17 protein-coding genes are annotated in these 18,878 nt (G+C 72.1%); 7 read left to right on the forward strand and 10 right to left on the reverse strand.

Annotated features, from left to right (window positions below):
- Positions 1 to 166: 166 nt before the first annotated feature.
- The gene (locus ACWCYO_RS13805; protein WP_449784359.1) at positions 167 to 1,645 is read right to left on the reverse strand and encodes an alpha/beta hydrolase; all 1,479 of its coding nucleotides are present in this window, start codon (positions 1,643 to 1,645) and stop codon (positions 167 to 169) included.
- Positions 1,646 to 1,839: 194 nt separating this feature from the next.
- Here ACWCYO_RS13805 and ACWCYO_RS13810 point away from each other — a divergent pair, with 194 nt between their 5' ends.
- Positions 1,840 to 3,123 (forward strand): YibE/F family protein, encoded by a 1,284-nt coding sequence (locus ACWCYO_RS13810; RefSeq protein WP_405000756.1) that lies wholly within the window; start codon positions 1,840 to 1,842, stop codon positions 3,121 to 3,123.
- A 67-nt stretch (positions 3,124 to 3,190) separates the two neighbouring features.
- On the opposite strand, the gene map is transcribed toward ACWCYO_RS13810, so the two are convergent.
- Entirely contained in the window at positions 3,191 to 3,958 is a 768-nt protein-coding gene (map, locus tag ACWCYO_RS13815) for a type I methionyl aminopeptidase (RefSeq protein WP_270149507.1), read from the reverse strand.
- 98 nt (positions 3,959 to 4,056) lie between these two features.
- Here map and ACWCYO_RS13820 point away from each other — a divergent pair, with 98 nt between their 5' ends.
- Complete coding sequence (locus ACWCYO_RS13820; protein WP_270149505.1) at positions 4,057 to 4,326, forward strand: helix-turn-helix domain-containing protein; 270 nt, start codon at positions 4,057 to 4,059, stop codon at positions 4,324 to 4,326.
- Positions 4,327 to 4,416: 90 nt separating this feature from the next.
- Here the strand turns inward: ACWCYO_RS13820 and ACWCYO_RS13825 are convergent, their stop codons facing one another.
- From ACWCYO_RS13825 to ACWCYO_RS13835, 3 genes are read right to left on the reverse strand one after another with little or no spacing between them, the layout of a single operon-like run.
- A complete protein-coding gene (locus ACWCYO_RS13825) occupies positions 4,417 to 5,811 on the reverse strand; it encodes an ABC transporter substrate-binding protein (RefSeq protein ID WP_270149504.1) in 1,395 nt (464 codons plus the stop codon).
- 56 nt (positions 5,812 to 5,867) lie between these two features.
- The gene (locus tag ACWCYO_RS13830) at positions 5,868 to 6,767 is read right to left on the reverse strand and encodes a carbohydrate ABC transporter permease (RefSeq protein ID WP_270149502.1); all 900 of its coding nucleotides are present in this window, start codon (positions 6,765 to 6,767) and stop codon (positions 5,868 to 5,870) included.
- On the reverse strand, positions 6,764 to 7,672 hold the full coding sequence (locus ACWCYO_RS13835; protein ID WP_270149501.1) for a carbohydrate ABC transporter permease: 909 nt from the start codon (positions 7,670 to 7,672) through the stop codon (positions 6,764 to 6,766). The genes ACWCYO_RS13830 and ACWCYO_RS13835 overlap by 4 nt, the downstream gene beginning before the upstream one ends.
- 189 nt (positions 7,673 to 7,861) lie before the next feature.
- On the opposite strand from ACWCYO_RS13835, the gene ACWCYO_RS13840 reads away from it, so the two are divergent.
- The gene (locus ACWCYO_RS13840) at positions 7,862 to 8,518 is read left to right on the forward strand and encodes an SMI1/KNR4 family protein (RefSeq protein ID WP_449784360.1); all 657 of its coding nucleotides are present in this window, start codon (positions 7,862 to 7,864) and stop codon (positions 8,516 to 8,518) included.
- A 180-nt stretch (positions 8,519 to 8,698) separates the two neighbouring features.
- Here the strand turns inward: ACWCYO_RS13840 and ACWCYO_RS13845 are convergent, their stop codons facing one another.
- Positions 8,699 to 8,995: an MTH1187 family thiamine-binding protein gene (locus tag ACWCYO_RS13845; protein ID WP_449784361.1), complete on the reverse strand. Its 297-nt coding sequence runs from the start codon at positions 8,993 to 8,995 to the stop codon at positions 8,699 to 8,701.
- Between the two features lie 131 nt (positions 8,996 to 9,126).
- On the opposite strand from ACWCYO_RS13845, the gene ACWCYO_RS13850 reads away from it, so the two are divergent.
- Positions 9,127 to 9,792, forward strand: a complete 666-nt coding sequence (locus ACWCYO_RS13850) for a hypothetical protein (RefSeq protein ID WP_449784362.1) — start codon at positions 9,127 to 9,129, stop codon at positions 9,790 to 9,792.
- A 28-nt stretch (positions 9,793 to 9,820) separates the two neighbouring features.
- Here the strand turns inward: ACWCYO_RS13850 and ACWCYO_RS13855 are convergent, their stop codons facing one another.
- The gene (locus ACWCYO_RS13855) at positions 9,821 to 11,302 is read right to left on the reverse strand and encodes a SulP family inorganic anion transporter (protein WP_449784373.1); all 1,482 of its coding nucleotides are present in this window, start codon (positions 11,300 to 11,302) and stop codon (positions 9,821 to 9,823) included.
- 785 nt (positions 11,303 to 12,087) lie between these two features.
- On the opposite strand from ACWCYO_RS13855, the gene gcl reads away from it, so the two are divergent.
- Together gcl and ACWCYO_RS13865 are read left to right on the forward strand one after the other, a co-directional pair.
- Positions 12,088 to 13,869 carry a glyoxylate carboligase gene (gene gcl, locus ACWCYO_RS13860; protein WP_449784363.1) on the forward strand — a complete coding sequence of 594 codons (1,782 nt, stop codon included), beginning with the start codon at positions 12,088 to 12,090 and terminating at the stop codon, positions 13,867 to 13,869.
- A 183-nt stretch (positions 13,870 to 14,052) separates the two neighbouring features.
- Positions 14,053 to 14,541 (forward strand): glutathione peroxidase, encoded by a 489-nt coding sequence (locus ACWCYO_RS13865; protein ID WP_270149493.1) that lies wholly within the window; start codon positions 14,053 to 14,055, stop codon positions 14,539 to 14,541.
- 221 nt (positions 14,542 to 14,762) lie between these two features.
- Here ACWCYO_RS13865 and ACWCYO_RS13870 read toward each other — a convergent pair whose 3' ends face one another.
- Both ACWCYO_RS13870 and ACWCYO_RS13875 read right to left on the reverse strand, forming a co-directional pair.
- Positions 14,763 to 15,203: a hypothetical protein gene (locus ACWCYO_RS13870; RefSeq protein ID WP_270149491.1), complete on the reverse strand. Its 441-nt coding sequence runs from the start codon at positions 15,201 to 15,203 to the stop codon at positions 14,763 to 14,765.
- A gap of 31 nt (positions 15,204 to 15,234) precedes the next feature.
- Positions 15,235 to 16,374, reverse strand: coding sequence for a DUF3800 domain-containing protein (locus ACWCYO_RS13875; protein ID WP_449784364.1), 1,140 nt, complete (start codon positions 16,372 to 16,374; stop codon positions 15,235 to 15,237).
- A gap of 641 nt (positions 16,375 to 17,015) precedes the next feature.
- Here ACWCYO_RS13875 and ACWCYO_RS13880 point away from each other — a divergent pair.
- Positions 17,016 to 17,690, forward strand: a complete 675-nt coding sequence (locus tag ACWCYO_RS13880; RefSeq protein ID WP_449784365.1) for a formylglycine-generating enzyme family protein — start codon at positions 17,016 to 17,018, stop codon at positions 17,688 to 17,690.
- A gap of 220 nt (positions 17,691 to 17,910) precedes the next feature.
- On the opposite strand, the gene ACWCYO_RS13885 is transcribed toward ACWCYO_RS13880, so the two are convergent.
- Positions 17,911 to 18,834, reverse strand: a complete 924-nt coding sequence (locus tag ACWCYO_RS13885; RefSeq protein WP_270149488.1) for a LysR family transcriptional regulator — start codon at positions 18,832 to 18,834, stop codon at positions 17,911 to 17,913.
- Positions 18,835 to 18,878: the final 44 nt, after the last annotated feature.

Raw genomic sequence — 18,878 nt, forward strand, 5'->3', positions numbered from 1 at the left:
TCGAACATTACGGCCGCGAATCCCCACGATGGGGGGCAGGTTGGCGAACTATTGTCACAAAATCGCGACAGGTTCGACTCATGTGCGGGGATCGAATGGAGGTCCACGAAGGGACAAGGGCCGTTCGCCTACAGCCCGTTGTCTCCCCCGTGTGACCAGCTGGACGTCAGTCGGCCGGGCAGAACACGTCCTCGGCCGGACGACGGCCCGTCACCAGGAAGTCCGTCACCGCCGCGTCGCCGCAGGCGTTCCCGTTCGCCAGGTAGGCGTCGTGGCCGCCGGTGTCGAAGGTGACCATCCGGGCGCGGTCGCCGAAGGCGGCGCGGAGCTTGAGCGCGCCCCGGTACGGGGTGGCCGGATCGCGCAGGTTCTGAGCCAGCACGACGTTCGCCGGGCCGCGGTCGGTCACCCGCACCGGCGGCTCGGCGGGCTTGAACGGCCAGAAGGCGCAGGGCATCACGTTCACCGGCAAGCCGGCGGTGAGCGGATGGGCGGCGCGGTCGGCGGCGACGTCCTCGGCGTAACCGGTCGGGTCCGAGGGCCAGCTGACGTCGTTGCAGAGCGTGGCGACGGAGACGGCGGTGGTGTTCTGCAGCGCCTGCTCGGGCGGCAGGACCGGAGTGGGCAACGGGCGGCGGCCGAGGCCGGCCAGCATCAGGCGGGCCAGATCGGGGAACCTGGCGTCCGCGTACAGGCTCTCCAGCATGGTCTCGCGCAGTACGTTGCCGTTCAGCTCGGCCGGGTTGGCGCCCGGCCAGGGCAGCGGCGAGTGGTCCAGGCGGGCGGCGAGGTCGAGGAAGAGCGGGCGCACCTGCTCGGGGGTGTCCGCGACCCGGTCCGGATTGTCCGGCGCCGAGGCCCACTTGGCGAAGTCGGGGAAACGGTCCTCGGCGCCCTGGTCGAAAGCGGCCAACCAGCCCCGGCCGACCCGGGACGGGTCCGGGTCGTCGTTGCTGTCCAGCACGATCCGGTCGGTGTGCCGGGGGAACATGGTGGCGTAGACGGCGCCCGGGTAGGTGCCGTACGAGGTGGCCCAGGCGGAGAGTCGGCGCTCGCCCAGGGCCTGGCGGATGCGGTCGATGTCGCGGGCCTCGTTGGCGCTGGAGATGCTGCGCAGCACCGGGCCGCCGTTGCGGGCACAGGTTTCGGCGATCCGCCGTTCGGTCGCGATGTTCCCGTCGATCGAGCCGTCGGCGGCGGGCCAGGGGCGCAGGTCGACCATGGCCAGGTCGGCGTGGTCCAGACCGCAACTGACCGGCGTGGAACGGCCGACGCCGCGCGGGTCGAAGCCGACCAGGTCGAACCGGTCCCGGACGGACGGCGGGAGGCGCTTGGCCGCACTGCTGGGGAGGTTGAGCCCGGAGCCGCCCGGCCCACCGGGAACGGTCAGCAGGACGCCGTGGCGCAGGCCGGACTCGGCGGCGGGGATGCGGGAGATCGCGAGCGTGATCTGTTGCCCGTCCGGGTCGTTGTAGTCCAGGGGGACGGTGACGGAGGCGCACTGCTGACGGGGGTCGACCTGGCCCTGGCAGGCGGACCAGTTGAGGCCGTCGTCGCCGTGGTGCTCCGGGGCGGCGGCAGCGGGCAGGGCGCTGAGCACGGTGACGGCCAGCGCGGCGAGGGTGGTACCGGTGAGCTTTGACATGCCCAAGAGTCTGCTGCGGCGCTGGACTTGGGCCCATGCGGGCAGCCGCACGATGACGGGTGGGGTAATCCCCCGGCCCGGGGTGCACCCTGCGCCCCGCTCGCGGCACGCCGACGGCGCGTGCCCTGCGGGGTGACGGAGCACCGGGCGTCGATGATTTCGGGTGCCGCACGGGAGAGCTGAGGAGGCGTGAGGTGGACGCAGGGACACCGGACGACGGGAACGGGAACGGGCCGGAGCACGGCGATGGTCACGAGGCGCACTCCGCGCCGGTGGGGCACTCGCATGCCCACGGGCCGGCCGCGCCGGTCTCCGCGCATCTGCGCAGGGTGATCGCGGCCGTGCTGATCCCGTTCGCGGTGGCCGTCGTGGTCGGCCTGGTGGTGCTCTGGCCGGACGGCGTCCCCGCCCACCAGCACACCGGGGTCGGCTTCGACCAGCAGATCCGGCACGGTCGGGTCACGACGGTCCGGGAACTGCCCTGCGCCGATGTCAACCCCGCCGACCAGGGGACCTGTCGGCAGGACACCGTCGAGGTGACCGACGGCCCGGACCGCGGCCGTGTCTTCACCGTGGTCGTCCACCCCGACGAACCCCGGCAGTACGGGGTCGGCGAGCGGGTCGTCCTGGCGTACGCGCCGGACGCCCCCGCGGACCTCCAGTACAGCGTGGTGGACGTGGACCGGAACCTGCCGATGGGCGTGCTGGCCGGGCTGTTCGCGGTCGTCGTGGTGGTGATCGGGCGCTGGCGCGGGGTGGCCGCGCTGATCGCGCTGGCGATCAGCTTCGCCGTGCTGTCGCTGTTCATCCTGCCCGCCATCCTGCGCGGTTCGGACCCGCTGCTGGTGGCGATCGTCGGCGCCAGCGCGATCATGCTGATCGCCCTCTACCTGTGCCACGGGCTGTCCGCCCGCACCTCGGTGGCGGTGCTCGGAACACTGGTGTCCCTGGTGCTGATCGGGGTGCTGAGCCTGGTCTTCTCCGCCTGGGCGCACCTGACCGGGAACACCTCGGAGGAGACCGGACTCATCCACGACCTCTACCCCGGCATCGAGATCCGCGGCCTGCTGCTGGCCGGGTTCGTGATCGGCTCGCTCGGCGTGCTGTTCGACGTGACGGTCACCCAGACCTCGGCGATCTGGGAACTGCACGAGGCCGACCCGACGATGGGCGCCGGCCGGCTGTACCGGACGGGCATGCGGATCGGCCGCGACCACATCGCCTCGACCGTCAACACCCTGGTCCTCGCGTACGCGGGCGCGGCGCTGCCGCTGCTCCTGCTGTTCTCCGTCGCGCACCGGACCGTGGTGTCGGTGGCCACCAGCGAACTGGTCGCGGAGGAGATCGCCCGCACCCTGGTCGGCAGCATCGGGCTGGTCGCCGCGGTGCCGGTGACCACCGGGCTGGCCGCCCTGATCGCCGCCGCCGACCACCCCCGCCCGGCGCCGGCCCCCGTCGGGCGGCACCGGCACGCGTAGGGCAGGCCCTGGCGGGCACCGGACGGTACTCCCGCCGGACGGAGGGGCACCGCGTGGCGTCCGTCACCTACGGCAGGGTGAGGATCCGCGGGCCGTCCTCGGTGATGGCGACGGTGTGCTCGACGTGGGCGGCGCGGGTGCCGTCGGTGGTGCGCAGGGTCCAGCCGTCGGGGTCGGTGTCGTAGTCGTCGCGGCCGCCGGCCGTCAGCATCGGCTCGATGGCCAGCACCAGGCCCGGGCGCAGCGGGTAACCCCGGCCCGGGCGGCCCTCGTTGGGCACGTGCGGGTCCTCGTGCATCCGGCGGCCGATGCCGTGCCCGCCGTAGCCGTCGAGCAGCCCGTACCGCCGGGCCCGGGCGGCCTTGCCGATGGCGTGGGCGATGTCGCCGATCCGGTTGCCGACCACGGCGGCGGCGATCCCGGCCTCCAGAGCGCGCCGGGTGGCGGCGATCAGCTCGTCGTCCTCGGGGCGGGCGGCGCCGACGGTGAAGCTGACGGCGGAGTCGCCGCACCAGCCGTCCAGGACGGCGCCGCAGTCGATGCTCACCAGGTCGCCGTCGCGCAGCCGGTAGCCGGTCGGGATGCCGTGCACGACGGCGTCGTTGACGGAGGCGCAGATGACGGCGGGGAAGGGCACGGGCGCGAAGGACGGGCGGTAGCCGAGGAACGGCGAGCTCGCCCCGGCGGCGGCGAGGACGCCCCGCGCCACCTCGTCCAGGTCCAGCAGGCTGACGCCCACCGCGGCCTCCCGCTGTACGGCCGCCAGCGCGTTGGCGACCACCCGCCCGGCTTCGCGCATCGCGGCGAGGGCGGCGTCCGACTTGAGTTCGACCATGGTGAATCACTCCCCTGGATCCAATTCTTATACCGGTATTTGTATCACGGTCAAGGGAGCTGGCCTCGAGAGGACGGGCAGGGCCTAGACTCGACGGCATGGTGAGGACTCCGCTGACCCCGTGGGAGCGCGAGCGTGGGGAGCGCTTCGGGGCGCTGCTGCGTGAGGCGCGTGGTGAGCGCAGCATGGTCGAGGTGGCGGCGGTGGCCGGTGTCTCGGCGGAGACGCTGCGGAAGATCGAGACGGGCCGGGCGCCGACGCCGTCGTTCTTCACCATCGCGGCGCTGGCCTACGCGCTCGGGCTGTCGCTGGACGAGCTGGCGGGCGCGTGCGCGCTGCCGGAGGACGGCGAGGCGCTCTCGGCCTGACGGCGCTCCCGGCACTCCCGGCGCGACGGCGACGGCCCGCCGGGCGCGTGGTGCGCCGGGCGGGCCGTCCGTCGTGCGGGGAGCGGGGCGTCAGCCGACCGAGCTGTTGTAGCTCTCGATCGCGGGCTGGAGCTCCTTGGCCGCGTCGGCGAGCGCCTGCTGGGCGGTCTTGCCACCGGCGATGGTCTGCTCGATGGCGGTCTCCACGCCCTTGCGGGCCTGCGGCATCACGCCGAGCAGGCAGCCGGCGGTGGCCGGGGTGGGCTTGGTGGCCTTCAGCTGGTCGATGGCGGTCTGGAACTGCGGGTACTTGGCCACCCACTCCTTGTCCTCGGGGTCGTCCAGGGCCTTCCGGTTCACCGGGAAGTATCCGGTGCCGGTGTGCCAGGCGGCCTGCTGCGCGGGGCCGGTCAGGAACTTCTCGAACTCCCAGGCGGCGCGCTTCTCGGCGTCCGAGTGGCCGGGGCCGCTGATCCACAGCGAGGCGCCGCCGATCACCGGGCCGCCCTGGTCGGCGGCGGTGACCTTGGGGAAGGCCGCAGTGCCGACGGTGAACTTGGCGGCCTCGGTGTAGCCGCGCAGCACACCGGTGGACTCCAGGTGCATCGCGACCGTGCCGGACTTGAAGGCGCCCTGGGCGTCGTCGGTGACCCGGCCGGTGTTGGCCGCGTAGCCGCCCTTGACCAGGTCCGCCCACCACTGGACGATCTGCGCGCCCTGCGCGGAGTCGAACACGGCCTTGCCCGCCTTGTTGCCACGGCCGTTGTCGTTGTCGCAGTACATGGTGCCGGACTCGGCGATCAGCTCCTCGACGAACCAGCCGTAGATCGCCGCGCCGAAGCCGTAGCGGACGGTCTTGCCGTCGGCGTCCTTCTTGGTGAGCTTCTTGGCCAGGTCGGCCAGCTCGTTGAGGTCCCTGGGCGGCTGCGCCGGGTCGAGGCCGGCCTCCTTGAAGGCGTCGGTGTTCAGGTAGAGCAGCGGCATCGAGGAGTTGAACGGCATCGAGACCAGCTTGCCGCCGGCCGAGTAGTAGTTGCGGATGTTGGGGTCGAGGTCGTCCAGCGAGTAGCCGTCCTTGTCGGCGAAGGCCTGGACGGGGACGGTCTGCCTGGAGTCGATCATGAACCGGGTGCCGATGTCGTAGACCTGCACCAGGGCGGGGGTGCCCTTCTGCTGCACCGCGGCCTTGTACTTGGTGACCAGCTCGTCGTACTTGCCCTGGAACTGCGCCTTGACCTCGATCTTGCCCTGGTGGGCGGCGTTGAACTGGCTGACCAGCCCGTTCAGCACGTCGGCGTTCTTGCCGGTCATCGAGTGCCAGAACTCGACGGTGGTCACGCCGGAGGCCTGGTCGAGCGCCTGGGCCCCGGGGGCGCCCGCGTCGGCGGAGCCGCCCGAGCCGGAGCCGGAGTCGCCGGAGCCGCAGGCGGTCAGGGAGAGGCCGGCCACCAGCAGGGCCGCGAGCGCGCGTGCACTCTTCTTCACGAGGTTCTCTTTCTTCCGAGGAGGGGAGGCGGGCGTGAACGGGTCAGCGGGGTGGGTCAGCGGACGGCGCCCGCGGTGAGGCCGCGGACGATGAAGCGCTGACCGAAGACCACCAGGGCGAGGGTGGGCAACAGGGAGAGCACGACTCCGGCCAGGATCAGGCCGGGGTCGGCCATCTCGGAGTCGCGCAGCGAGGTGAGGCCGATCTGGAGGGTCTGCATGTCGGCCGTGCGCGTGATGATGAGCGGCCAGAAGTACTGGTTCCAGGCGGACAGGAACACGTAGATCGACAGCGCGGCCAGCGCCGGCTTGTTCAGCGGGACGACGATCCGCCACAGGAAGCGCCAGTGGCCGGCGCCGTCGATCCGGGCCGCGTCGCGCAGTTCGCCGGGCAGCTGCCGGAAGGCCTGGCGCAGCATGAAGGTGCCGAAGCCGGAGGCGAGGAACGGCAGGACCAGGCCGAAGTAGGTGTTGCCGAAGCCCCAGTCCGACAGCGTCAGGTAGTTGGGGATGATGATGGCCTCCCACGGGACCATCAGCGTGGCCAGGAACACCCCGAACACCACCGCCCGCGCCTTCAGCGGCAGGAAGACGAAGGCGTACGCGGCCAGGATCGAGGTGAACAGCTGGGCGAGGGTGATCGCGGTGGCGGTGATCGCCGAGTTGGCGTACTGCCGGAACAGCGGGATGGTGTCCACGGCGCCGGAGAAGTTCCGCCCGGTGACCGAGTGCGGCACCAACGCCGGTGGGTAGGAGGAGAGTTCGGCGGGGCCCATGAAGGCACCGGCGATCGCGTAGTACACCGGGAAGGCCACGGTGACCAGGGCCACGGCCAGCAGCAGGTGGACGACGGCGCGGCCCAGCAGGTCGCGCGGGGAGCGCCCGGCGAGGGTCCGGGGGCGCGGGCGGGGCGCGTCGGCCTTCTTCGTCTCGACTTCGGTGGCGAGAACGCTCATGCGTAGTGCACCTTCCGCTCCAGGACGCCGAACTGGACGCCCGTACAGGCGAGGACGACCACCAGCAGCACCACGGCCTGGGCGCTCGCCGTGCCGAAGTCGCTGGAGTTGTAGGCGAACGCCTTCTCGTAGACGGAGTAGACGAGGGTCCGGGTGGAGCCGTCCGGCCCGCCCTTGGTGAGGATGTGGATCTGGCCGAAACTCTGCAGTGCCTGGACGGTGGAGACCACGGTCAGGAAGAACAGGTTCGGGCCGAGCATCGGGACGGTGATCGAGCGGGCCAGCCGCAGGCCGGAGGCGCCGTCGATGCGGGCCGCCTCGACGATCTCGCCGGGGATCGAGCCGATGCCCGCCGAGAGCACCAGCACGTTGTAGCCGAGGTTCATCCAGACCGTGGTCAGTGCCACCGAGACCAGCGCGTACCGGGAGTCGGTGAGCCAGCCGATCGGGCCGAGGCCGACGTGCGACAGCAGGCCGTTGAGCACCCCGCTGGCGGGGTTGAAGAACACCGCGAAGACCACCGAGGCACTGGCCACCGAGAAGGCGAAGGGCAGCGCGAAGGCCGAGCGCAGCAGCCGCACGCCCCGGATCCGGTTCTCCAGCAGCAGCACCAGCACCAGCGCGCCGAGCACCCCGGGCACCACGGTGAGCAGGGTGAACAGCCCCGTGGTGACCAGCGTCCGGCCGAAGTCGGCCGAGGACAGCAGGTCGGTGTAGTGCTTCAGCCCGACGTAGCGGGAGGGCGCGCCGAAGAGGTCGTTGGCGTGCCCGCTCAGGTAGATCGTCCGTCCCAACGGATAGCCGATGAACAGGGCGAAGACCACCAGGGAGGGCAGCAGGAAGGCCCAGGCGAGCCCGTGCTCGCCCCAGCGGTTCCGGCGTGCGGTGTGCGGTGCGGTCGGCATCTGTCGCGCGTCCGCCTTTCGTGTGTCGGTTCCGGCCGAAACCGTGTCTTGCCCGAACGACGGCGCGGAAACCCCGTGGTGATCAACCGGTGTCCTCGGGATTACGCGTTCGCGTCAGATTCGGCCGGTCGTGCGCTGACGAGGGTTCGGACCCGGGGCGATGTCAGCGGGGTGTCGTACCGTGCGCGGGTGAACGACACGGATTTCGACATGCCGGCCGCGATGGCCGAAACCCTGCGCGGCCGCGAGGGCGCCTGGGCCCTGGTCCGGGGCTTCGCCGCGCACTGGGGCGAGCCGCTGACGCCGGCCGACGGTTTCACCGACGCCGAACTGGACGCGGCCGAGCAGCGGCTCGGGCTGCGGCTGCCGGTGGCGCTGCGCGAGGCGTACCGGCTGTTCGGGCGCCGGGCCGACCTCACCAGCTGCCAGGACGTGCTGCTGACGCCGGACGAGCTCTACGTGCTGGACGGCGCGCTGGTGTACCGGGTGGAGAACCAGGCCTGCGCGCGCTGGGGCGTACTGCTGGACGACCTGGCGCAGGCGGACCCGCCGACGGTGGAACGGCTGGACCTCGCGGACAAGTCACAGGAGCGCTGGGAGCCCTGGGAGGAGCGCTTCTCGACGGCGGCGGCGGTGATGGCGATGAGCGAGAAGCTGATGGAGGACGACGGGCTGAGCCTCTTCTTCGAGCCCGATGAGGAACTTCCGGACGAGTTGGTGGAGTTGCCCGCGCTCGGTCGCGGCTGCCGCTGGTTCGCGGGGCCGGAGGGGTTGGTCCTGCTGGTGGCGGCGGACGACTATGCGTTCGCGCGGGCACGCACCGAACAGGCGCTGGACGCACTGTAATCGTGAGTTGCCTCAACGGCCGTTCACTGAACGACCGTTGAGGCTGCTTCGGGCGGACTCAGGCGGTGACGCCGCCGTCCAGCACCAGGTCCGCGCCGACGGTGCAGCCCGCCGCCGGCGAGGCCGGGCTGGTGGGCCGGCCGAACCGGCCGCCGCGCGGCCCACGCCGACCCCGAGGCCCTAACCGTCCGCGAGGTGCCGCTCGACCGAGGCGACCTTGGCGGTGAGGCCGTCGGTGACCCCGGCCCGGTCATCGATCTTGATGACCGTACTCACCCGGTTGCTGTGCGCCTTCACCGCCTCGATCGCCGCCTTGATCACCGGCATGACCTCGTCCCACTCCCCCTCGATGCTGGTGAACATCGCGTCCGTGCGGTTCGGCAGCCCGCTGGCCCGGACCACCCGGACGGCCGCGGCCACCGCCTCCCCCACGTCCTCGCCGATCCCCAACGGGGTCACCGAAAATGCTGCGATCACGGTTCTGCGCTCCTTGTCTCCCGACGACACCGGTCGCGGCCAGGCTAGGCCCTGCACTGAGGATCGGCCCGCAGCCCGTTGAGTACCCGTACTCATGCGGCGGCCCGACGGCCCCCGGCACGATGCGGGCCATGGAGAGTTCGCAGCAGATCACCCCGCGCCGCAAGGCGGCCGTCCTGTCCACCGCCGCGGTGCTCTCGGCCGCCGTGCTGCTCGGTGCGGTGGGGCTCGGCCGGGCCTGGGAGGGGGATCCGTTCCCGGTGGCGGATCCGGCCGCCACCGCCCGGCACCTGAACGACCGGGCGGTGACCGCCTACGACGCCCTCGCCCTGCCGCAGGCGCCGGTGCTGGAGCCGGACGTCGGCACCGGCATCGAGGCCCGCCCGAGCAACTGCCGCCGGCGCGGGCTGGCACACTTCGGAGGCGACCTGTCGGACAGTCCTCCCCTCGAACCCCGCACCGCCGTGATCGCCGCGCGCTTCACCCTCCGCGGAGTCACCCACCAGCAGGCGGCGGAGGGAGTCCAGCGGGCCCGCCAGGCCCTGACCGAACAGGGCTGGACGGTCGGCTCCTACCAGGAGTTCGACGGCTTCCGGCTGCAGCTGAACCCGCCGGACACCGCCCCCGGTTCCGCCTCCTACGCCATCGGCATCAGCTACACGGACTCGACCGGCCGGCTCGCCGTCGGCGCGTCCTCCGAGTGCATCCGCTACCCCGGCGGCACCTCCACGGATGACGACGGCAGGCCGGCGGACCTGCCCTCGCTCTCGCTGCCGGCACAGGTCCGCCGGCCCTGAGCGCCGCATCGGGGCTCCCGACCCGCCCTCAGACGACCGTCGGCAGCGGTGGTTCCACCGCCAGCGGGGCGCTGGCGCGAGCCCGGTGCTGGTCGGCCCAGGAGGTGAGGGCCAGGGTGCAGGCGTGGTCCAGGTGGCGCAGTCCGGACCAGTCCAGTTCCACCGGCCGGTCGCCGGGCAGCCGTTCCAGGGTGTCCAGCAGCCGGGGCAGCCGCAGGAAGGTGGCGTTGCCGCTGAGCCGGACCCGGCGCAATGGCCGACCACTCGTCAGCACCACCTCCTCCACGGCGATCTGCAGGTGGGAGGTCTGCCAGGCGGACTTGACCACGGCCAGGCCGACGCCGATCAGCACCCCCTCGAACAGGTCGGTGGCGACGATCGCGACCGCTGTCGCTCCCAGCACCAACGCCTCGCCGCGGTGCCCGCGACACAGCGCGGCGATCCGGCGCACCGGCACCAGCTTGGCTCCGGCGTGCACCAGGACCGCGGCCAGCGCGGTGAGCGGGACCAAGCCGAGCGCGCCGGGCAGCAGGGCGGTGAACAGCAGCAGCCACAGCCCGTGCAGGAAGCGCGCGGCCTTGGTGCGGGCGCCCGCCTGGACGTTGGCGGCGCTGCGCACGATCACGGCGGTCATCGGCAGGGCGCCGAGAAGTCCGCAGACGGTGTTGCCGAGGCCCTGGGCGGTGAGTTCGCGGTCGTAGTCGGTGCGCGGGCCGTGGTGCATCCGGTCCACGGCGGCGGCGCTGAACAGCGTCTCGGCGGAGGCGATCAGGGTGAAGGCGACGACCGTGCCGAGCCCGGCGGTGCCGACCAGGGCGCCGAGCGTGGCGGGCTCGGGCAGCTGGACGACGTCGAGCAGACCGGCGACCCGGACCCGGGCGACCGGCAGGTCGGCCGCGGTGGTGACGGCGGCGGCGAGGCCGACGGCGGCGAGCGGCGCGGGAACGCTGCGGGCCGCCCGGGCCGGTAGGTGCTTCCAGCCGACGAGCACCAGCAGGGTGCCCAGGCCGAGGGCGACGGCGCTCGGGTTGGCGGCGGCGGTGGCCGCGTCGGTCAGCAGGGCGGGCAGTCCGGCGAGCTTCTGCGGGCCGGTGCCGGGGGCGCGGCGGTCGGCGAGCGCGTACAGCTGGCCGGACACCAGGGTCAGTCCGATGCCGGCCAGCATGCCGTGCACCACCGAGGCGGACATCGCGCGGAACCAGCGGCCGAGCCGTAGCGCTCCCATCGCCAGCTGGAGCAGGCCGGTGCCGAGCACCAGCGGGCCGAGCGCGTCGATGCCGAAGCGCTGGACGGCCTCGGCGACCAGCACGGTCAGTCCGGCGGCGGGCCCGCTGACCTGGAGGCTGCTGCCGGGCAGCAGGCCGACGACCAGGCCGCCGACGATGCCGGTGACCAGCCCGAGTTCGGCCGGGACGCCGGAGGCGACGGCGACCCCGACGCAGAGCGGGAGCGCGACCAGGAACACCACCAGCGAGGCGGGCAGGTCGTGCCGCCAGGGGACGGCGCGCAGCGTGGCGAGCGGGGGTCGGCGGCGGCCCGGCGGGGCGTTCTTGCGGGGGCGGCCCGGCGGGCCCTGGCGGCGGGGCGGACGGTTCACCCGGTCACCGCCGGGGGTCGGGCAGGGGTGCGGCGCATGGCGGCGTTCCTTCCGCGCGCCCGCCGCTGCGGGCGCGCCGTTGCGGGGCGGGAGGCGGGAGGCGGGATGGGGCGTGGGACGACGGCGGTGAGGGCTGACCGCGGCAGGCGACAGCGGTACGGCACCGGGTCCGAACGGACGACGGGTGTCGGGCGACGGACGACGGACGACGGACGACGGACGACGGGTCTCGGGTCGGCGCGGTCGGGAGGTGCGTCTCACGACCGGAGGCTGCGGCGGACCGGGCGCCGGTCCTGGACGGGCCCGCCGACGGTGTCCCCCCGTTCCGGCGCGCCCGGGATCCCCCTGCCGCGGCCCCGGTCGGACGCCACGGGCCCGGCGTGGCACCGACGGTACCCAGCTCCGCGGGGCGGGCCGACCTCGGGCACCGTCCCTTCACCGGCACTGCACGGCGGGTGCGCTTTCCGGGCCGGAGGCTCCGCTTCCCCGGGTACACCGGCGCGAACGCGGTTCTGGTGTACGAACCACGGCCGTCCGGGAGGTCGCGATCCGGCGTTACACATTCTGTTGAAGTCCCCCTTGACTCCCCGCCGGACCCGACCCTACCGTGTTTCCACATACAGAAACCGCTCTTCCGTATGGTGGAATTCAGGAGATGAGCCCTCCGAGCCACTGCGGGCCGACGCAGGAGAGACCCGATGCCTCGTATGACAGCCGCCCGCGCGGCCGTGGAGATCCTCAAGCTCGAAGGCGTCGACGCCGCCTTCGGCGTGCCGGGCGCCGCGATCAACCCCTTCTACGCCGCCCTCAAGGCCTCCGGCGGGATCAGGCACACCCTGGCCCGGCACGTCGAGGGCGCCTCCCACATGGCCGAGGGCTACACCCGCGCCAAGGCCGGCAACATCGGCGTGTGCATCGGCACCTCCGGCCCGGCCGGCACCGACATGATCACCGGCCTGTACTCGGCGATCGCCGACTCCGTCCCGATCCTGTGCATCACCGGCCAGGCCCCGGTCGCCCGCCTCCACAAGGAGGACTTCCAGGCCGTCGACATCGCCTCGATCGCCAAGCCGGTCACCAAGGCCGCCACCACCGTCCTGGAGGCCGCGCAGGTCCCCGGCGTGTTCCAGCAGGCCTTCCATCTGATGCGCTCCGGCCGCCCCGGCCCGGTCCTGATCGACCTGCCGATCGACGTCCAGCTGACCGAGATCGACTTCGACCCGGAGGCCTACCAGCCGCTGCCGGTCTACAAGCCGACCGCCAACCGGATCCAGATCGAGAAGGCCATCGCGCTGCTCCAGGAGTCCGAGCGCCCGCTGATCGTGGCCGGCGGCGGCGTCATCAACGCCGACGCCTCCGAACTGCTGCTGGAGTTCGCCGAGCTGACCGGCGTCCCGGTGGTCCCGACCCTGATGGGCTGGGGCATCGTCCCGGACGACCACGAGCTGAACGCCGGCATGGTCGGCCTGCAGACCTCGCACCGCTACGGCAACGAGAACTTCCTCGCCTCCGACTTCGTCCTCGGCATCGGCAACCGCTGGGCCAACCGCCACACCGGCGGCCTGGACGTCTACACCGCGGGCCGCAAGTTCGTCCACGTCGACGTCGAGCCCACCCAGATCGGCAAGATCTTCGCCCCCGAGCTCGGCATCGCCTCCGACGCCAAGGCCGCCCTGGAACTGTTCGTCCAGGTCGCCAAGGAGCTCAAGGCCGCCGGCACGCTCAAGGACCGCAGCGCGTGGGCCGCCTCCACCCAGGAGCGGAAGGCCCAGCTGCAGCGCCGCACCCACTTCGACAACGTGCCGCTCAAGCCGCAGCGCGTCTACGAGGAGATGAACCGGGCCTTCGGACCGGAGACCCGGTACGTCACCACCATCGGTCTGTCCCAGATCGCCGGCGCGCAGATGCTGCACGTCTACAAGCCGCGGCACTGGATCAACTGCGGCCAGGCCGGCCCGCTGGGCTGGACCATCCCGGCCGCGCTGGGCGTCGCCACCGCCGACCCGGAGGGCCGGATCGTCGCCCTCTCCGGCGACTACGACTTCCAGTTCATGATCGAGGAGCTGGCGGTCGGCGCCCAGCACCGGATCCCGTACGTCCACGTGCTGGTGAACAACTCCTACCTGGGCCTGATCCGCCAGGCGCAGCGCAACTTCGACATCGACTTCCAGGTCAAGCTGGAGTTCGAGAACATCAACGCGCCGGAACTGGGCGTCTACGGCGTGGACCACGTCAAGGTCGCCGAGGGCCTGGGCTGCAAGGCGATCCGGGTCACCGAGCCCGAGGGCCTGCTGCCGGCCTTCGAGGAGGCCAAGAAGCTGGCCGCCGAGTTCCGCGTCCCGGTCGTGGTCGAGGCGATCCTGGAGCGGGTCACCAACATCTCGATGGCCGCCGCCGACATCGACAAGGTCAACGAGTTCGAGGAGCTGGCCTCCCTGCCCGAGCACGCGCCGACCGCGATCAAGCCGCTGGCCCTCTGACCGGTCGACGCCGCGAGCCTGCAGGTGCGGGGGCGTACGAGCCGCTCCGTACGCCCCCGCACCTGTGGAACACCGGCGGGCCCGGACGGAACACCGGCGGTGCCGCCACGGTTGAGCCGTCCGGGGCCCGCTACCGTGTGCCCCGGCGTCATCCCCCGCCGACCTGCCGAAAGGACCACCACCGTGAGCCTGTACGACATCCCGCTGCGCACCCTGTCCGGCGAGGCCACCTCGCTGGGCGACCACAAGGGCGAGGCGCTGCTGATCGTCAACGTCGCGTCCAAGTGCGGCCTGACCCCGCAGTACACCGGTCTGGAGAACCTCCAGAAGCGGTACGCCGCGCGCGGGTTCACCGTGCTGGGCTTCCCGTGCAACCAGTTCGCCGGGCAGGAGCCGGGCAGCGCCGAGGAGATCCGGAGCTTCTGCTCGACCACCTACGGCGTGACCTTCCCGCTGTTCGAGAAGATCGACGTCAACGGTGACGACCGGCACCCGCTGTACCAGCAGCTGACCCAGGTCGCCGACGCCGAGGGCCAGGCCGGGGACGTCAGCTGGAACTTCGAGAAGTTCCTGATCTCCCCGGACGGCACCGTCGCCGCGCGTCTGCGTCCGCGCGTCGAGCCGGAGTCGGCGGAGCTGATCGCCGCGATCGAGGCCGTGCTGCCGGCCTGAGCGCACGCACGACGAAGGCCCGGGGCCAGCCCCGGGCCTTCGCGCTCGCGCACGCTTGGAAAGCGTGTTGGGGGCAACCCCTCACGAGTTCGAATCTCGTATCCTCCGCCTCCGCCCAGCTGGGCAAACGCTGGCCCCGACCGCACCGGTCGGCCGGGTCGACCCGCACGCCGACCACGAAGATGATCAAGGATGGCGGCCGGGAGTCGGCACGGGAGGCCTCAGGACGCCGGGCGCAGATCCTCCTGGTCCTTGACGACAGTCACCTGCTCGCCGTCGGCGACGTACGAGACCACCCCGCTCCACCGCCCGTCGGCGCCGCGCCGCCACTCGGTGAGCAGGCCGCCCAGCCATTGCGTGCCCACCCGGACGAGGCAGGGCTTGGTGGTGCTGGTCGGGCGGTAGCCAGGGAAGCAGGGGATGCAGGCACCGCGCCCCTGTGCCATGGCGTCGGCCAGTGCGACGCGGGTCGGCTGGTGCACGTCCCTGCCCGTGCGGGCGGCGCGGGCCTGTCCGTCGGCGAGCGCGTCGCACGCCACCGATCGGTGGAACACGGAGCCGCCCCGGGTGGTCCAGACGGATGCGGTCAGACCCGGGGGAACCGGCTTGCAGTGACCGCACTGCCCGACTATCAGCCCGTGATCACAGCGTTCGTCAGCCATGAGTGCATGCTGCCTCCAACACGACGGAGAATCAATGACGTTCGGTCAGGCCGTCATCCCGGGCGAACGGCCGATGGTCCCGGAGCGAGTCCAGGGAGTCGTCGCCGAACGACCGCAGCAGCTCGTACAGCTCACCCTTCGGCTCGGCAGGCCGGCCGTGCTGGATCCAGGAATACAGGTTCTCCAACGAGTTGGGCCACAACTTCAGTCCGGCGCCGGACAGATCCCCGTCCTCGCGGCGGTGGATCAGCTCCAGCAGCGGTTCCCGCAGCGCCAGCCCGCTATTCTGGCCGGCGACCAGGGCCGTGGTGGCGCCGACGACCAGGTCGGCGAGCTGGAGGCCGGGCAGATGGTCGGACGGGCCCATGACGAAGCGGTTCACGATCCGGGAGGCGCTGGTGTACTCGGTTCCATGGTCCGTCAGCTTCCGGGTGGCAGCGAGCCAGTCAGCGTCGTGCCCGCGCAGGGAGTGCTTCTGGTCGAAGACCACTGTGCCGAGACCGTCCCGATCGGACAGACCCATGCTGATCCGCTCGTAGAGCAGCTTCAGCATCCACTTCTCTCGGTGGGCATCCGGACTCGGATCGCGCTCCTGGTCCCACACCACGGTCGCCGTCCAAGCCCCGCACTCGGCGGCCACTGCCAGCAGAGCCCGCTGCACCGGCTCGCGCCCGCGGGCGCCGAGTGCGAACTGCGCCGGCTGCCGCTTCCGGTCCGGCGACCACTTCAACTCCTCGCCACCGATCCCGAACTCGGCCTGGATCCCGGCCGCGCGGGCAGCGAAGACCGGCAGCAGCTCGCCCGGCAGCGCGACCGCGCCGTACGCCTGCAGAGTCCCCAACCCGGCACGCTGCACGTGCTGCGCGCGCACGGTGGTCTCGTCGACGAAGACGGTCACCAGCTCCGCCGGACGGTCGGCGGCGTCCAGCAGCCAACCCGCCTCCCTCGCACCGATCAGCTCGCCCAACTCCTGCTGTGCGGCCAGCTGCTGGGCGAGTGACTCCTGTGCAGCCGACAGGTCTCCGGCCCGGCGGGCAGCGGTCAGCCGTTGCCCACTCGCGCGGTACGCATCGAGCGCCTTCCCCGCCGCCCGTGTCCGGCGCGGGGCAACCCACCGCTCAAGCAGCGCCTGCTGCCGGGTAGCCTCCGCCCGCCGCTGATCCTCGCGCATCCGCCCCCCGTTCCTGCCCCGGCAGCGCGGACCGACACGCCCGCCGCCGTGAACCGCGCACGGTGCAGCAGCTTAGCGGTCGGCTCCGGAAGTCCTTCGGGGGTTGATCATGCGGCGAGGCGGAGCGAGGATTCTTCCTGGTGGTCGGTGGTGTGCTGATCGAGCCTGGCCAGCAGATCGTCCAGGTCGGAGGTGGTGAACCTCCACTGGAACGGCTGTGCCGTGGCGTTGTAGCGGTCTTCGAAGGCTCGAGGGTGGGGTGGCAGCGGCAGCGGGCCTGGATGGAGGTCTTCTCGTCCGCGCTGATCACGTACTCGTCCTCGCCGAGCGGGACGCCTTGCCAAGTGCGGGCGCTGCCGCGCCAGCACCGGACCGTGTCCAGGTGCAGGCCGGTCTCCCGGGCGATGCGCGCGTTGGCGTGTCCGCCTGCGTGCAGGACGATCTGCGCGCGCATCCGCAGCCGGTACTCGGTCTTGTGGCCGTAGGCCATCAGTTTCAGCCGCTTGCGCTCGGCAGCGTGCAAGGTGATCGGACGGGCGGTGGCAACGGGCAAGGCAGGCAGGCCAATCGAGAGAAGTGGATCACATCGGGTCGCAGCCTGCCGTATCCGGTCCAGGAGATTCCGGTAATGTCCTCGAAGTATGGATACGAGTGCAGAGCCCAAGATGATCGACATTCCCGCCGGACAGATCGTCTTGTCAGACCGGCGCACGCAGCGCAGCTGGGCGGTTGAGCTTGCGCCTTACCAGCTCGCGGCGTATCCGATCACCCAGGCGCTTTACGCCCGGATCGCCGACCAGCATCCGATCGCGGCCTACGGGGACCGGTTACCCGTCGATAGCGTTTCCTGGTGGGATGCCGTCCGATTCTGCAACGCGCTGTCCCAGCGCGACGGGTTCTCCCCCGTCTACCACTTCCAGGCCGGCGGTGAGGAAATCGAGTGGGACGCATCCGCCGATGGGTACAGACTGCCGACAGAAGCCGAGTGGGAGTACGCCTGCCGCGCCGGTACCACGGGACCGCGGTACGGCCCCCTCGACGAGATCGCTTGGTACCGAGGCAACTCGACCGAGCGCATCCATGAGGTGTGCCGTAAGCGGCACAATCCGTGGGGCTTTCACGACACGCTCGGCAACGTGTGGGAGTGGTGCTGGGACATCTACGACGCCGAGGTGTACGGCACCTACCGGGTACTGCGCGGCGGTGGCTGGTTCGACGAGCACTGGAGCTGCAGGGCCTCCGTCCGACGCCGCAGCCACCCGACCTTCCGAGTCGACGACGTAGGATTCCGCGTTGCGCGCACTGCGACTCGCTGATCGCTTGTGATGCCCGGCCCGCACGCTGCGGGCACCCTCGTCTGGCGTGCTGGTGGAGGCTTCGAAGTCCTGCGGGCGTTGACGCAGGGCCCGGACCACGCCGGGGGTCCTCCGCGATCCGGGGCTGTACGGCTGAGATCGGTGCTGCCGCGCTACGTCGAACCCCACGCGCGTCGAACCCACACCTCCTCCCGCGCCACGCGCAGGTTCTGGACGGGGGTCACGGCAGCAGCAGCTTGGTGCCCGGCGGGAGTTCGCCGCTGCGGGCGGCGTCGCGCAGGTGGGCCAGCAGGGTCGTACGCAGGGCCTCCGCCGCGCGGGTCAGCGGCACGTCGTGGGCGTGCGCCACGGCGATGGTGCGTGCTAGGCCCGGGCCGGCGAAGGCCGTCACCGCGAGCCCCGAGCGTGCCGCCACCATGCCGGGCAGCACGGCCGGTCCGAGCCCGGCCCGCACGAAGCCCAGCACCGCGTCCATCTCGCCACCCTCCACCGCGAACTCCGGCTCGAACCCGGCCGCCCGGCAGGCCGCCAGGGTCGCCTCGCGCAGGTCGTAGCCCTCCCGGAACATCACCAGTGGCCGTTCCTTGAGTTCGGCCACCCGCACGGTGCGCCGGGCACGCCCCGCGGCCGAGACCAGCACCAGCTCCTCGTGCAGCAGTTCGGTGACGGCCAGGGCGGGCGCGGCCTCCCCGCTGGGCGGGGTGATGATCAGCGCGAGGTCCAGCTCGCCCGCCGCCAGCCAGCGCACCAGGTCCCGCGAGCCGCCCTCGCGCACCCCCAGCGCGACGCCCGGGTAGCGGTCCCGGAACACCCGCAGCACGTCCGGCACCAGGCTGGTGCACAGGCTCGGCGGCGCACCCAGCCGGACCCGGCCGCGGCGCAGCTGCACCGTCTCCTGGACGGCGAGGCGGGCGCTCTCGGTGTCCGCGAGGATGCGCCGGGCCAGCGGCAGCAGGGCGTCCCCGGCGTCGGTGAGGGTGATGTTGCCCCGGGTGCGGTGGAACAGTTCGGCCCCCAACTCCCGCTCCAGCGCCCGGATCTGCTGCGAGAGCGAGGGCTGGGCGACATGCGCGGCCTCGGCCGCCCGGGTGAAGTGCCGGGTCTCGGCGACGGCCAGGAAGTAGCGGAGTTGCTGCAGCTGCACGCGACCAGGCTACGCCGCAACGATAGGACCCGGCTATCGTCACC

It is taken from the genome of Kitasatospora sp. NPDC001683, from assembly GCF_053596495.1.